Source organism: Vibrio inusitatus, from assembly GCA_024346935.1.
Lineage (GTDB): Bacteria > Pseudomonadota > Gammaproteobacteria > Enterobacterales > Vibrionaceae > Vibrio > Vibrio inusitatus.
The window spans coordinates 1,116,046-1,131,214 of record AP024879.1 but is presented as its reverse complement, the minus strand read 5'-3'; the positions used below and the strand labels follow the sequence as shown (position 1 = coordinate 1,131,214).

At 45.6% G+C, this 15,169-nt stretch carries 12 protein-coding genes; 6 read left to right on the top strand and 6 right to left on the bottom strand.

The window, feature by feature from the left end:
• The first annotated feature begins 6 nt into the window (after positions 1-6).
• Genes OCU48_RS17920 through OCU48_RS17900 form a run of 5 tightly spaced genes read left to right on the top strand, consistent with a single transcriptional unit; the run spans position 7 to position 6,073 of the window.
• A complete protein-coding gene (locus OCU48_RS17920) occupies positions 7-1,200 on the top strand; it encodes an amidase (protein ID WP_141346367.1) in 1,194 nt (397 codons plus the stop codon).
• The gene (locus tag OCU48_RS17915) at positions 1,197-2,774 is read left to right on the top strand and encodes a gamma-glutamyltransferase family protein (RefSeq protein ID WP_141346368.1); all 1,578 of its coding nucleotides are present in this window, start codon (positions 1,197-1,199) and stop codon (positions 2,772-2,774) included. Before OCU48_RS17920 ends, OCU48_RS17915 begins: the two co-directional genes overlap by 4 nt.
• Entirely contained in the window at positions 2,764-3,996 is a 1,233-nt protein-coding gene (locus OCU48_RS17910; protein ID WP_141346369.1) for a pyridoxal-phosphate-dependent aminotransferase family protein, read from the top strand. Before OCU48_RS17915 ends, OCU48_RS17910 begins: the two co-directional genes overlap by 11 nt.
• A gap of 12 nt (positions 3,997-4,008) precedes the next feature.
• The gene (locus tag OCU48_RS17905; protein ID WP_141346370.1) at positions 4,009-5,247 is read left to right on the top strand and encodes an allantoate amidohydrolase; all 1,239 of its coding nucleotides are present in this window, start codon (positions 4,009-4,011) and stop codon (positions 5,245-5,247) included.
• A 1-nt stretch (position 5,248) separates the two neighbouring features.
• Positions 5,249-6,073 (top strand): DUF5718 family protein, encoded by an 825-nt coding sequence (locus OCU48_RS17900; RefSeq protein ID WP_141346371.1) that lies wholly within the window; start codon positions 5,249-5,251, stop codon positions 6,071-6,073.
• A gap of 723 nt (positions 6,074-6,796) precedes the next feature.
• On the opposite strand, the gene OCU48_RS17895 is transcribed toward OCU48_RS17900, so the two are convergent.
• On the bottom strand, positions 6,797-7,678 hold the full coding sequence (locus tag OCU48_RS17895; RefSeq protein WP_167496209.1) for a DMT family transporter: 882 nt from the start codon (positions 7,676-7,678) through the stop codon (positions 6,797-6,799).
• A gap of 198 nt (positions 7,679-7,876) precedes the next feature.
• Here OCU48_RS17895 and OCU48_RS17890 point away from each other — a divergent pair, with 198 nt between their 5' ends.
• On the top strand, positions 7,877-9,469 hold the full coding sequence (locus OCU48_RS17890) for a DUF4145 domain-containing protein (protein ID WP_141346373.1): 1,593 nt from the start codon (positions 7,877-7,879) through the stop codon (positions 9,467-9,469).
• Between the two features lie 138 nt (positions 9,470-9,607).
• Here the strand turns inward: OCU48_RS17890 and OCU48_RS17885 are convergent, their stop codons facing one another.
• The 5 genes from OCU48_RS17885 to phnW all read right to left on the bottom strand — a co-directional run bounded on the left by OCU48_RS17885 (position 9,608) and on the right by phnW (position 15,126).
• Positions 9,608-10,663, bottom strand: coding sequence for a permease (locus OCU48_RS17885; RefSeq protein WP_141346374.1), 1,056 nt, complete (start codon positions 10,661-10,663; stop codon positions 9,608-9,610).
• A gap of 132 nt (positions 10,664-10,795) precedes the next feature.
• Positions 10,796-11,089 carry an ArsR/SmtB family transcription factor gene (locus tag OCU48_RS17880; RefSeq protein WP_141346375.1) on the bottom strand — a complete coding sequence of 98 codons (294 nt, stop codon included), beginning with the start codon at positions 11,087-11,089 and terminating at the stop codon, positions 10,796-10,798.
• A gap of 731 nt (positions 11,090-11,820) precedes the next feature.
• Positions 11,821-12,645, bottom strand: a complete 825-nt coding sequence (gene phnX, locus OCU48_RS17875; RefSeq protein WP_141347341.1) for a phosphonoacetaldehyde hydrolase — start codon at positions 12,643-12,645, stop codon at positions 11,821-11,823.
• On the bottom strand, positions 12,638-14,023 hold the full coding sequence (locus OCU48_RS17870) for an aspartate aminotransferase family protein (RefSeq protein ID WP_167496243.1): 1,386 nt from the start codon (positions 14,021-14,023) through the stop codon (positions 12,638-12,640). The genes phnX and OCU48_RS17870 overlap by 8 nt, the downstream gene beginning before the upstream one ends.
• Positions 14,020-15,126: a 2-aminoethylphosphonate--pyruvate transaminase gene (gene phnW, locus OCU48_RS17865; RefSeq protein WP_141347340.1), complete on the bottom strand. Its 1,107-nt coding sequence runs from the start codon at positions 15,124-15,126 to the stop codon at positions 14,020-14,022. Before phnW ends, OCU48_RS17870 begins: the two co-directional genes overlap by 4 nt.
• Positions 15,127-15,169: the final 43 nt, after the last annotated feature.

Sequence of the window (15,169 nt, the reverse complement as noted above, 5' to 3'; positions counted from 1 at the left end):
GGCATGATGAATATACGTCAACACGATACCAGCCTCTATTGTCAGCAAGGCCCTCTTGGATTAGCCCCCATCAATCAAGGGGTGCTTGATGGCACTAGCTTTGTATTTAAAGACTTATTTGATGTCGAAGGCTTTACTACCGGTGTAGGAAACCCAACGTGGCTTGCGACGCACCCAGTAGCGAAAAGTACATCGCCAATTATCGAAACGTTGCTTAAGCAGGGAGCAAGTTGCGTGGGTCGAGTTCAAACTGATGAGCTTGCCTATAGCCTAAATGGTACTAACGTTCACTACGGCATGCCATTGAATCCGCTTGCCCCTGACTGCATTCCCGGTGGATCTTCGAGTGGCAGTGCAGTGGCCGTAGCCCTTGGGCATGCTGACTTTGCCATCGGTACTGATACAGGTGGCTCGGTACGCGTGCCTGCCAGTTACTGTGGTTTGTATGGTCTTAGGCCTACATTAGGTTCGCTCACTCTTGAGCACTGCTTTGAACTGTCTTCGAGCTTTGATACTGCAGGGGTGTTTACTCGTAACCTTACGACGATGAAGACGGTCTTTAGTGCTTTAAACCAAGACCGTCAACAAGTTGAGAGAGTCGATACCTTATATCTTGATCAGGACCTCGCTCAGTTCTTGAGTAAAGAGCGCCATCAAATGCTGGTTAAATGGTGTGAAAGTGCGGGTATTAGCATTAAACCAGTACGCTTTTTGGCTGACATTGGTTTAAACCTGAACTCTCTAAGTCTGATGTTCCGTACTATTCAGGGCTACGAGATTATTCAAACTCATGAGCAATGGCTTAGCCAACATGGTGAGAGCTTAGACCCAAGGATTATGCAGCGAGTGAAATGGGCTCGAACTATCAGCGAAGATGACTATCTGTCCGCTAAGAGTGAGCAGGCGAGCTTTACTGATGCGTTAGTTAATAATATCAGTATGTTAAAGGGTGCTTGGTTATTGCCTACCACACCAATGGGGCCACCAAAGCTAAACACAAGCGACTCATCTCTTGCTCAATATCGAACCGAGCTTATGGGATTAACCTCTATTGCTGGTCTTGCAGGTATTCCTCAGTTGCACCTACCTATGCCTGGGATGATTGAAGGCCCAACGGGGATGTCTTTGATGGGGCTTGCGAATAGTGAATCAACGCTAATTGCGACGGCAGAGCGAATGCTTGAAGGAGAATGGGCATGAGTTTTCAAACTGCCTTTACTGCGCCACATTCAGAAGCCGCCAAAGTTGGACAGTCGATACTGGACGCAGGAGGCACAGCAAGTGAGGCAATGGTAGCTGCGGCTGCTATGGTGGCTGTGCAATACCCACATATGAACAGCATTGGTGGTGACGGTTTTTGGCTGATTTGCAAAAAAGGTGAAACGCCTGTTGCCATAGATGCCTGTGGCGCGGCTAGCCTGTCGGTTAATCCTGACGCTTACCGAGGTCAAGGCAAACAGCTACCAGAAAGTGGCGGAGCATCTGCTATTACTATGGCTGGTACTGTATCTGGCTGGGATAAAGCCCTGCAACTCAATGGAGGTGACTGCTCATTACAGCAGTTGCTGTTACCGGCGGTCGATGCTGCCAAAAATGGCATTCGCGTGACGCAAAGCTTAGTGAACGCGAGTGAGAAAACCTTACAACGCCTAGGCCGTGATGAAGAGTTTGCCAAATTATACCTAAAGAAAGGTCAGCCTCTATCCGTTGGCGACACCGTCAAGAACCCTGCTTTGGCCTCGACATTCACAGCCTTGATTGAACATGGACTTGATGACTTTTACCGTGGCGAGACTGCAAATCGGATAGCATCAGATCTCAAAAAGGCAGGCAGTCCAATTTCTATTGAGGATCTTAATCAGCATCAGGCGAAAGTATTACCGCCTCTGAATGTGAACATTTCAAAAGGCAAGCTGTTTAACTTCGGCGCACCCACTCAAGGAGTTGCCTCGTTACTCATCTTGGCAATCTACGACAAGCTTGCTAGCCAAGCTCAGCAAGAGATTCACCACATACATCTGCTGGTTGAAGCGACTAAGCAGGCATTCATTATTCGTGATCGTGTTGTCACCGATGAATCTTATCTTGAGCAGCCTTTGCAATCTTTGCTTACCGACGAGGTGATCCAGCAATGTGTGTCTGGTATTTCTGCTACGCAAGCACAGCCGTGGCCTCACGTTGCCAAGCCTGGCGATACCATTTGGATGGGTGCTACGGATCAATACGGCACTATGGTGAGCTTCATCCAAAGTATCTATTGGGAATTTGGTTCTGGGGTGGTGCTGCCAGAAACGGGAGTCCTGTGGAATATTCGTAGTCAGAGCTTCTCTTTAGACCCGTCACACCACAATGCCTTGCAACCAGGAAAGAAGCCCTTTCATACTCTAAACCCTGCGTATGTCGAACTTATCGATGGTCGGCGTATGGTGTACGGAACCATGGGAGGCGAGGGTCAACCTCAAACTCAAGCTTGTTTGTTCAGTCGTTACCTTTATCAAGGTAAAACCCTTTCTCAATCTATTACAGAGCCTCGATGGCTATTGGGTAGAACCTGGGGTGACTCCACTAATAATCTAAGACTGGAACAAACACTCTACCAACAGTATTCCGCGGACTTGACCCTTATGGGACACGATGTGACCGCCGTAACTGACCACAATGAATTAATGGGCCACGCCGGTGCCGTTGTATTGAATCCACAAGGGGAGGCGTCTGCAACCAGCGATCCTCGTAGTGATGGAACTTATTTTCTTGGAGAAACACATGACCAATAACACCACTTTTGAAACTCTAAACCCGCCACAACGAATGCTGATGGGACCGGGTCCAATCAATGCTTACCCTAGGGTTCATCAGGCACTTTCGTCTTCTTTGATTGGTCAATACGATCCGGTTATGACGGGTTACATGAATCAAGTTCAGCAGTTGTATCGTGGTGTATTTCAAACTCAGAATCAGCAGACTATGCTGGTGGACGGTACGGCGCGCTCTGGCATCGAGGCAGTATTGGTCTCTATATTACAACCGGGTGATAAAGTGCTAATCCCTGTGATTGGTCGCTTTGGTCATCTGTTGTGTGAAATAGCCCAGCGTGTAGGGGCAAAGGTCAAAACTATTGATATCGAATGGGGTGAAGTGTGCCCGCCAGAGGCAATAGAGAAAGCCATTAAAGAGTTTCAACCTAAGCTTTTAGCGACGGTACAAGGGGATACCTCTACAACGATGAATCAGCCTCTAAAACAGATGGGAGAGATCTGCCAACGCTACGATGTGCTGTTCTATTGTGACGCTACGGCTTCGGTAGCGGGTAACCACCTTAAAACCGATGAATGGCACCTTGATGCTGTGTCTGTGGGTTTGCAAAAGTGCTTGGGAGGCCCGTCGGGCAGTGCGCCAATTACGTTAAGCGATCGTTGTGCCGAGGTGATTAATCGCCGCAAGCACATTGAAGCTGGGATCCGAGCTGACCACCATGTCGCTGGTGACGAGGCGATGATTCAATCAAATTACTTCGACCTTGCTATGGTGATGGGCTACTGGGGGCCTGAGCGCCTTAACCACCATACTGAAGCGACAAGTATGCTGTATGCCGCACGCGAGTGTGCACGTCTGTTCTTAGAGGAAGGAGCGGACCAAGTGGTTGCACGTCATAAAATAGCGGGTGACGCAATGGCATCAGGCCTACGTGCTATGGGATTGGAGCTGTTTGGTAATCCGCAATTTAAAATGAACAACGTAGTAGGAGTCTATATTCCGCAAGGCATTGATGGTGAGAAAATTCGTCTTGAATTACTGCATCGCTTTGGCATTGAGATCGGCACTTCATTTGGCCCGCTACATGGCAAGATTTGGCGTATTGGCACAATGGGTTTCAATGCTCGTCAAGAGTGTGTATTGACTACTCTTGCTGCATTGGAATCTATTTTAATCAAGCACAAAGCGAAGATCATTGCGGGGCAAGCGGTAGTTGCAGCCATGGGTCACTACAGCCAATAAGGAATGTGAACAATGACGCAAGGTAGCGGCGAAAAAATATTACAAAGAGCCGATAAAATGGCCCAATTTAGTGCGATGGAAGAAGGGTTAACTCGAGCTTATCTTACTAAAGAGCACAAGCAAGCCCATCAGCAATTGTCTGATTGGATGATTAATGCCGGGCTAGAGGTTTGGCAGGACAGTGTTGGAAATCAGTGGGGAAGAAAAACCTCAGCAAATCCAACACAGTCGACAATTATCATAGGATCTCACAGTGATACTGTGGTTAATGCGGGAAAATACGATGGCAATTTAGGCATCTTGCTTGGACTTGAAGCGCTAGAGCAACTCAGCGGTGTCGACCTGCCGTTTCATGTGGACTTAGTGGCCTTTGCTGATGAAGAGGGCGTGCGCTTTAATACCACGCTTATCGGATCAAGCGCAGTGGCAGGTTGCTTTCAGCCTGCATGGCTGGACATCAAAGATGACCAGAATACAGCTATGGGTGAGGCGATGTTGAGCTTCGGTTTGTCCCCAGAATTAGCCGGAAAGGATGCACGTGTAGCAGAGGAGGTAAAAGCGTATCTTGAAGTGCATATTGAGCAAGGACCTGTATTGGAAGAACTCAATTTGCCTGTTGGAGTAGTGACGGGTATTGCCGGAGCCAAGCGCTATTACTTTTCAGTTAAGGGTATGGCGGGTCACGCTGGCACAGTGCCACATGCTTTGCGTATGGACGCGCTATGTGGTGTTGCCGAGATGATAAGTGCCGTAGAGACCTATGGTTTAGAGCATAATGTGGTTGCTACTGTAGGTAAGTGTGATGTGAAGCCTAGTGCGGTAAACGTCATTCCTGGTGAGGTGACATTCTCTCTTGATACTCGCAGTGCAGTACAAGGTGATTTAGAAGTAGCGTGCAGTGAACTTCACTTTCAGCTTGAACAGATCGCTCAGCGCCGTCAACTGAAACTATCGTCTGAAATGACCTATCAGGCAAGTGCTGTGCCTTGTCATCCTCAATTGCAACAGCAGTGGGGCATGGTTGTAAAACAACAAACGGGCAAAGAGGCGTGCCTTTTACCAAGCGGAGCAGGCCACGATGCTATGGTGATGGCTAACATCACGGATATTGGGATGCTATTTGTGCGCTGCGAGAAAGGTATTAGCCACAACCCTCGAGAGCAAGTGAATGAACAAGATGTCAGCGTTGCTCTTAATTGTCTGGTGGATATGGTCCAGCTATTAGCTACCTCAGACCTTACAGAAGCTTGATATGAAAACTCATCAACGCCTTACCGGATTTGGTATTGCAGGTAATAGTGCGGGTCACCTCGACCAAACCGGAGAGATTACCGCACTTGAAGTAAGCGATAAATCAGACAAACCTCGCGCTTTGTTTCCAATTTACGTATTTGATGCCAAGGAGGATTATTTACGTGTAGACCCCTATTCATCGGATTCCCTTTTATTGCCTAATGATGAAGATGCTTTGGTGCAGATGGAACCTGAATTAGCGGTTAGATTTTCCGTTAGCAAACCCTTGCTCGGTCGTGCTATTCAATTGACACCCCATGCAATGACGATTGCTAATGATGCAACCTATAGAAACTGCAAAGCTAAGAAGTTAGCTCAGAAGAAAAACTGGGGACAGGCATCCAAAGGATTGGCTACAGAGGAGGTCATACTTGATCAGTTTGATAGTGGCTTAGAGCATTTTCGGCTCTGCGGCTTTCATTGTCGCGAAGGTATTTGGAATCTGACCGGTAAAGATACGGCTTTGACTGAGTACACCGTCTTCTATGATCAATTGGTGCAGTGGATTAACAGCCAAATAGCCACTCAAAGTGATGAAGGCGCATTGCATGTTATACAAAGCTTGCTTGATGTATCTGAATCCTCAAATGATATCTATATTATGGTGGGTGCGGTTCGCTACACAGAGTATGGTGAAGTCCATAATTTACAGAGCGGTGATAAAACGGCTGTTATTCTTTATGACTCAAAGAAATACCACGCACAAGATATACAAGCCAAGTTAGAGCAACATGGTGAATGTGCGGGTGAAAGTGTTATTAGTTTGATTCAAACGGTTATATAAAGCTATCAGCTTTGAGTGACAAGCTGTTAATTATTGGCTTCGAAATTATTTTAAACAGTGCGTCTTTCCGAAGCACTCTTATCGAGAATCTACTTGTTAACAATGCAGTTCAAAGGTCCCCGATAAAACACTTCGGGGACGACGGATGCATTTCCATAGCTTGGACTCAATATCCCCTTTAGTTGTATGACCATTTACTCCAGAAATGGCGTGGAGATTTTTAGCGCACTGACTTCAAAGGGTGAGTCATTCCCGAGAGCTCCTATCGGGAATCTACTTGTTAACAATACAGTTCAAAGATCCCCGATAAAACACTTCAAGGGCGAGGGATGTATTTCCATATTTTGGATTCAATCTCCCCTTTAGCTGTATGACCATTTACTCCAGAAATGGCGTGGAGATTTTTAGTCCATTGACTATAAAGGGTGGGTCATTCCCGAGCGCTTCTATCGGGAATCTACTTGTTAACAATGCAGTTCAAAGGTCCCCGATAAAACACTTCGGGGACGACGGATGTATTTCCATAGCTTGGACTCAATATCCCCTTTGGCTGTATGACCATTTACTCCAGAAATGGCGTGGAGATTTTTAGCCCACTGACTTTAAAGGGCGGGTCATTCCCGATCGCTCCTATCGGGAATCTAGTTATGAACGATGTAATAAAAAGGACTCTGATTAAACATTTCAGGGAAGACGGTTGCCTTTATAAACATCTGGTCCAATCTACTGCCACATCACCAACCCAGCAGCTACCGCAACCAGTAATAGCGCAACAATGTCCTTTCTTGGGATACTTTCTTTCAAGTAGAAGAATGAAACCAACATAGTAAAAAAGATCTCCACTTGTCCCAGTGTCTTTACATAAGGCACGGCTTGCAGTGACATGGCACTAAACCAGCCGAAAGAGCCAACAAAACTAGCGACACTGGTCATGACTACGAGTTTTGGCTTGGCAAGCATTTGCTTTAGGGTTTCTCTATCTTTCAGCAATAGGTAACTTGTCAGCAGTATGGTTTGTAGCAAGATAACGATAAATAATACCCAAGCAGCGCGGTGGGGAAACGGCAATGATAAGCTGAGGCTAGCTTCTCGTACCCAAAGAGAGGTAAGAGCAAAGGCACTGCTGCAGGCCAATCCTAATGCCGCGGTATTGATAGATATGCTTCGAAAGCCTTGCGGGCAACTGAGTATCAATACAGCGATACCGCCGACTAATACCCCTATCCAACCAAGAAACGTCAAGCTTGTGCCGAAGAACAGCACCCCTAGAAAGGCGGAAACAGGGGCTTCAGACTTAGCTAACCCAGCACCAATAGCAAAATTCTTCTGCTTAAATAGGACTACCATAAGCGCAGTTGCAACTATCTGCATGATGGCGGCGCCAATCAAGAAAAACCAAGAGTGACCAGTGAACGTGGGTAAATCGGTGGGTTGCCATTGATAAAGCGCTACAAGATAAATGAGGGCTAGCGGACTTGCCCAAAGAAAACGTGCCAGTGTTACCCCAGCTACATTGAGAGTCTTACTCAATTGACTCTGAAATGCATTGCGCCATGCTTGACTAAAGGCCGCCAAAAAAGTGAAGAGAATCCAGCTCACAATCATCCTTGGGTGAAGAAATTTAACAGCTTACTATCCTACAGGCACAATGCGTTATGACAACCGTAATCCCGAACATGATTCAAGACCTTAGGTAAAACCCAATATTGATCTGCTTATAAAATACACATCTGTGTTACGAGACATTATTTGTCGCCTATCTGGTTATTATTACCGCAAATAATTAAATAAAAGGCTTAAATAATGTCCCAAACTCAACACGTTTCACTATTCACGACCCAGTCAGTCGATAACTACACTTTTTTGCAGATCGAACTAAATGAGTTATATATCCAAGCGATACAAGCTGAAAAGTATGCCACTTCTGACTCTCAATCCAGTTTGGTAAAAATGCGCTTATTTGTTGAGCTCGCATGCCATGAACTAGGGCGATTTTATGGTCTTAAACCACCAGTTTCAGGTGATTTAATTAATAAAATTAAGCAGCTTGAGGCTTCTGGAAAAGTTGATGATTGGGTGATTGAAAGTATGAACACTCTGCGTCATTTAGGTAATCAATCAGTCCACATCAGCGAAAGTCATGGTCACTTTGTGGCGCAAATTACCTTGTCACATTCACGTATGTGCGAGCTTATGCAAGGGATGCATGAAATAGCCAAGTATGTGGCGGGTAAGGTTTTGAACATTGATCACAATCAGATGCCAGAATGGCAAGAGAATCATTCCCTCGAGCTAGCGGATTCAGTTGCTTTTGCTTTAAGTGGTAGTTACCAATCAAGCTACAGCATAGCCAAGCATTTTTTAGATAAGCTTTCCTCCAAGGAGTTTGCTAGTAAACAACAGCGCGCTAACTGGCAACTCGATGTGAAGTATTGGTCAGATAAAGCGATTCTTCAGGGATGTACAAGTACGTGGTTACTACTTGCTAACGCTTATGCCCAAAAGCATCTAGTGGATAAGACCTCACAACAGATCAAAGATCTCTACAAAAAAGCGCTTCAATACGACAAAGAAGGAGAGGCATTTCTCGGATTTGGTCTATATCTCACTAATATTGAAGAATCGAGATTAGGATTCGATTATCTATCGGAAGCTGCGATGAAGGGCAATCACGAAGCTTTATCGATTATGCTTTCAGTAGCCTACAAGCTAGATAATGAAACGTATTTAGAGTTTATTCAGCAAGGTCTAAAGGCTAAGCATAAAGCCTCTCTAACCCTAGATTTGTTTGAGAAAATTAAACGCTATGAAGCAGATTCACAAGATGAAGTCGCACTACGTTCACTGCGCTCCGGTTTGATAGAGGCAGAAGCAAAGAAAGCTCCAGCGTTGAATTTTTTCAAAGGTTATGCGGCGTTTATTTCAGATAATAAAGCCGTATGTAAAAGGGTGTCCGTTCAAGAGAGCGCCGATTTGATGGTTGAGTCTTATAAGGATTTACCAATTGCTTTGGAAGTGGAAGCTCAACTGATTGATGTGATCGGACAGGCTGAAGGGCATCAAGAGTTTTTAATTAAGATTTTTGACCGAGCAGTGGCGCAAACGGATGACTCAACAAAGGTTGCACATATCAAGTCAGTGGTTGCATTACGCTCGATTGATCTGTTTAAAGAAATGCGTTCAGTGAAAACGCCGATGCCGCTGCGTCAGATGTTGCAAGAGGCAGCCAATGAAGGTGATGCTCAAGCACGAACCTATATGAACTCTACAGAAGGAAAAGCGCTACTTAAAAAAGGGGGCTTTGGCGTTGAAGGTAATGTTGGTCGTAAGGCGGGTGTTAAAAAGGCTAAAGATAGAAAGAAGAGCAAGGCGGCTAAGAAGGCTCGTCGTAAGTAACTCGAAAGTTAAAATGTCATCCTGGAAGTTGCACAGCAACTATCCAGGATCTTGGTGGGTGATTATCTAAATTAAGCGCATCCTAAGGTCCTGATTTTCATCAGGATGACGCGGTGGATTGGATAACGCGTATCCGGCTTAAAATAGGTAGCTATACAAAACACCTGCGCCCATTGCCATGCCTAGGATTACCGTCAAGAATGCCGCAATCATTTGGTTCTTGAAGATAGACTTAAGCAAGATCACTTCAGTCAAACTTGCGCCTGCAGAGCCGATGATCAACGCCATTACCGAACCTAGTGCCATGCCTTTCTTAACCAGCGCGGCGCTAAGAGGGATTACCGCTTCCGCACGTATGTAAAGTGGGATACCGATAACTGCAGCTACTGGAATGGCGTACCATACGTTTTCACCGGCATATTTAGCGATTAAATCTGTTGGAATAAACCCGTAGATAAATGAGCCAATAAAGATACCTAACATTAGGTAAGGCAGTACTTGCTTAAAATCTTTCCAAGTCGAATTCCAAATACGAACCCAACGGCTTGGCTCTACTTTTTCTACTGCTAACGTGCCATCACAGTTAGTTTTCACTTCAACTTTCTCTTCAGATGAATCGCAACAGCTTGTTACTGGCTTTGGTTCACAGCAGCTAGTTGCTGGCTTTGATTCACCACAAGTTGAAGCTTTTGGCGTGTCATCACAGCTAGTGCCGCAAGAGCTTGTTGAAGTATCAGTTTGATACGCTTCTTCGCGAACGTATCTTTCAAAACCCAACTTTTCAAGTACATAACCCGCTACAACAGATACTGTCATTGCGATTGCAAAATAGAATAGTGCAACCTGCCAGCCAAATGTCACTACAAATAATCCAATGATCACTGGGTTAAGTAGCGGACTTGCAAACAAGAACACCATCATAGGTCCAAAGCCAGCTCTAGCGCGCAACAAACCTTTCAAAAATGGGATAGTTGAACATGAGCAGAAAGGAGTAATTGAGCCAAGAAGGGCAGCAACAAAATACCCTTTGCCGTTTTTCGAGCTCAGGATCGATTGGATCTTCTCCGGTGTAATAAATTCTTGCAATACGCCAACTAAGTAGCTGATGGCAAGAAATAGCACAGTTAATTCTGCCGCTAAGAATAAAAACATGTGACCGGCTTCTTGCGCCATAGTCATTATTTCGTTGTTCATAATGGTAAACTCTATATTTCGAATATATTGGAATTATAGAAATGTAACGAAATGAGTCAAGCTTTTATTTCGATAAATATAGAAATAAAAGAGTGAAAAACAATAACTAATTGAAAGTATTCAGGTTAAAGTTTACTCACATTCGTCGATGCAACATTCGTTTTGTAGGAAATCGATAACACTATTAAGATTTTCGTACTGAGCTAGGCAGTAAAGAGTGCGCCCTTCACGGCGCTGGGTGATGAGGTTTGCCGAAGAAAGGCTAGAGATATGATGTGACAAAGTAGAACCTGGGATGTTCAACACCTGCTGAATATCACCGACAGGAATCCCTTTATGACCGGCACGCACTACCTGTTTATAAATTGAGAGACGAGTAGGGTGACCGAGTTCTTTCAGGGCTTTTGCGACGTGTTCTAATTGCATTGGGATCTCCAGTTAATATTTCCATGTTAGTGGAAATTAAACATATCGTAAAGTGCCAGTGTTTACGTCGTGCTGATGTGTTGTTTCTTGTGCTCGTCGTTCCCGAAGTGTTTTATCGGGGACCTTCTTGAATTTTCAGAAAATAGATTCCCGATAGAAGCGCTCGGGAATGACTCGTGCCGATGTATTGTTTCCTACGCTCGTCGTCCCCGAAGTGTTTTATCGGAGACCTCCTTGGACTTGCAGAACACAGATTCCCGATAGAAGCGCTCGGGAATGACTCGTGCCGATGTGTTGTTTCCTGCGCTCGTCGTCCCCGAAGTGTTTTATCGGGGACCTCCTTGGACTTGCAGAACACAGATTCCCGATAGAAGCGCTCGGGAATGACTCATGCCGATGTATTGTTTCCTACGCTCGTCGTCCCCGAAGTGTTTTATCGGGGACCTTCTTGGATTTTCAGAAAACAGATCCCCAATAGAAGCGCTCGGGAATGACTCGTGCCGATGTATTGTCTGCTACGTTCGTCGTCTCTGAAGTGTTTATCGGGGACCTCCTTGGATTTGCAGAATACAGATTCCCGATAGAAGCGTTCGGGAATGACTTGTGCCGATGTGTTGTTTCTTGCGCTCGTCGTCCCCGAAGTGTTTTATCGGGGACCTTTTCATCTGGAGAATATAAATAGATTCCCGATAAGAACGCTCGGAAATGAAGGTGCGTAATAGCCCCTATACCTATGGTCTTTCGCCTGCCAACAATCTACGCTCAATATCGGCGACAACCTCAGGGAAATCAGCAATCGTATCAATTAAGTAGTGGGGCTTACTTTTTCCTAGCTTAGCGCGGGCTTTGTCACGACCTGCTTGCAGTGTTGCTTCATCTGCATCTAGGTATTGTTGAAGTGTTAAGCCTGCTTCATTACCCGACAGTAACAAGCCAACAGTCCACATACCTGCATTGTGGCCTTCATCAATGCCCGGTGCGGCGTCATCAACTTTGATACAAGTGCGAACGTCGCTAACGCCCAGTTCAATGACGTTTTTCAGTGCCATAAATGGTGCCGGACGACCACCTTGCGCAAGATCATCAGTTGCCACAACGCAATCAGGCTGATAGCCGTAATCTGAAGCTGCAGTAACCAGTATATCCATGACTTGTCGTGGATAGCCTGAACATGAGCCAATCTTAATTTTCTTGTCCTTAAGCGCTTGAACAACATCAAGTGCATGAGGGATCGGCGCTGCGTGGTCTGCTACTTTTGCCTTCTGTAATGGCATGAAGGTTTGATAGATCTTATCGATATCTTGTGTGCCCATAGGCTGTCCAAATCGCTCGATCCAACGAGTGTTTACTGATGGAAGGCGACCTACTGCTTGAATATGATCCCACTTTCCAAGCCCCATCGGCTCACGGGCTTCTCCTAAGGTTAGGTCGAAGTCATATTCTTTCTTGAATGCTTCAACAAAGATGCTGGTTGGTGCGAATGAACCAAAATCTACAATGGTGCCAGCCCAATCGAAGATAACGGCTTGGACTGGTGAAATAGATGAGTTAGACATAGTTAAAATCCTTACATACTTTAGCAATCGCACTTTCAAATATTTGAAGTGCATTCGAGAGTTCTTGACGAGAAATAATCAGCGGCGGGCTCAGCTGGATTACGTTGCCTTGAGAGACCTTAAAGCTCAGTCCATCATTCAAACATTGATATAAAACGGCTTCGGCTTCGTCGAATGCCCGCTCTTTAGTGACATGATTTGTGACTAGCTCTACCCCCCAAAGAAGTCCAATACCTCGAACATCTCCAATTATTGGATAGTGCGCTTTCATGCGTTCAAGTTCGGCTTTAACATACAAGCTATCGAGACGTACTTTTTCCAATAGTTTGTCTTGTTCAATGGTTTGCATGGTGGCAAGAGCTGCAGCGCAACCGATAGGACTTTTTTCATGTGTATAGTGCCCAAGGGACACTTGCGCCGCCGTGTTGTATTTGTCTTTTGTTACCATGGCTGCAATTGGCACTACACCGCCACCAAGGCCTTTGCCAATACACAGAATATCCGGTTCAATATCGTAGGCTTGGTGGGTAAACCATTCGCCGCTGCGTCCCATTCCATTAGGAATATCGTCGATGATGAGCATGACATTGTGCTTGTCGCATATTTCTCTCACCCGCTTCCAATAGGCTTTACTCGGCACTTGTACATCTGTGTTACGCACCGCCTCTGCAATGAAAGCGCCAATGCCACCTTCTTTTTCAATAACGTATTCTAAATAGTCCGCATAATGTACATCGCTACCATCTTGAGATGGCAAGGCTCCTCGATAGGATACCGCAGGTGGGATACGCTCTACGCCTGACATCAACGGGCCCATACCTTCCCTAAAGCAAGCTTCTCCGCCCACAGATATAGCGTCTAAAGAGGCGCCATGAAAAGAGTCCCACAGCGATACCACTTTGAAATTGCTAGTAATGTGACGAGCCAACTTTAGCGCCATACCCACAACAGAAGTGCCGCCGGGTGCGAACAGAACTCGATTTAGCTCGCCACCACAAATCTGTGCCAGTTTTTCGGCGCAGGTGATGGCGGTTTCGTTGGTAAAGCGACGTGGAGAGAAAGGCAATTTTGTCAATTGTTCGCTGATGGCGTTAAGTACGGCTGGGTGACCATGGCCAAGCTGGTGGACGTTATTACCGTGAAAATCCATATACCTTTTGCCATGCGTGTCTTCTAGATAGATGCCATCAGCACTTTCTAATGAATCAAGGCAGGGTGTCGACATCGCTTGATGTAGAAATACCTCAGAATCTCGTTTTAGAAGGGCCTGAGTGGGATCATGCTGTAAAGATTCATTCCACAAAATACGTGCAGGGGTAGTGTTAACATCCCCTTCACTTCGAAAGTGTGTAGGTTTCATGGTGGCTGTATCAGTCATTTCACTATCTCCCAGTACATGCTTTTCTTAACAGCGCCGATTAAGCGTTTGATGTCTGACGGATAGACTTCACCTATATTTCCAATACGAAAGCAATCGGCATTAGAGACTTTGCCTGGGTAGATAACAAAGCCAAGATTTTTTAATTGGTTATAGAACTCTTTGAACTGGTAGTCACTATGCGTGGGTGAGTAGAATGAGGTAATGATGGGTGAATGAAGTTCCTCATTTAACAAGGGAGTAAAGCCAAGAGAGCGCATACCTTGTACTAATGTTCGCTGGTTTTCTGTATAGCGAGCTTCACGAGCCTCAATGCCTCCTTCGGATTCAAGCTCAAGTAATGCTTGATAAAAGGCACGCACGGTGTGAGTCGGTGAAGTGAATCGCCATTTACCGTGATTGTCTTGCATGCACTTCCATTGGGCATAAAGATCTAAGCTTAACGAGCGTGCCTGTCCGCTACATTTCTCCAGTTCACTTTGCTTTGCAATAACGAAACCAAATCCGGGCACGCCTTGAATACACTTATTGGCTGAGCTGATCATAAAGTCGACTCCCATCTCGCCAATATCCATCGTGATTCCACCGAAACTAGACATAGCATCAAGAATGACTACTTTGTTATAGCGCTTAGCAATAGTGATTAACTCATTGATTGGGTTCAATATTCCTGTTGTGGTTTCACAATGAACAACCGCAAGGTGGGTGATGTCGCTATCGCGTTGAAGCTGCTCCTCAACCGCTTGAACTGAGGGTTGGCTAGTCTCTCCTGGCGCTAATACTTCACAGGCAATATTAAGGTAGTCGGCAATTTCTGCCATTCGCGCGCCATAAGCGCCATTGTCTACCACTAATAGCTTGCCATCATTAGGGATAGCGGAGCCGATAGTTGCTTCAACAGAGGCTGTACCACTGCCTTGCATTAATACGCTGGTATAACCGGCACTCTTTGTTGCTAGTGTGACCAACTTTCGGCGAATGACCTCAACGATCTCTTTATTGTACTCGTCATCCCAAGTACACCAGTCTTTAAGCATTGCCTCACGAACGGTTTCAGAAGTTGATAGAGGGCCAGGTGTCAGCAATAGATATTCATTTTGCATGTTCTCATCTCTTTTGGACTATACCAATTTATGTGTGCACCAT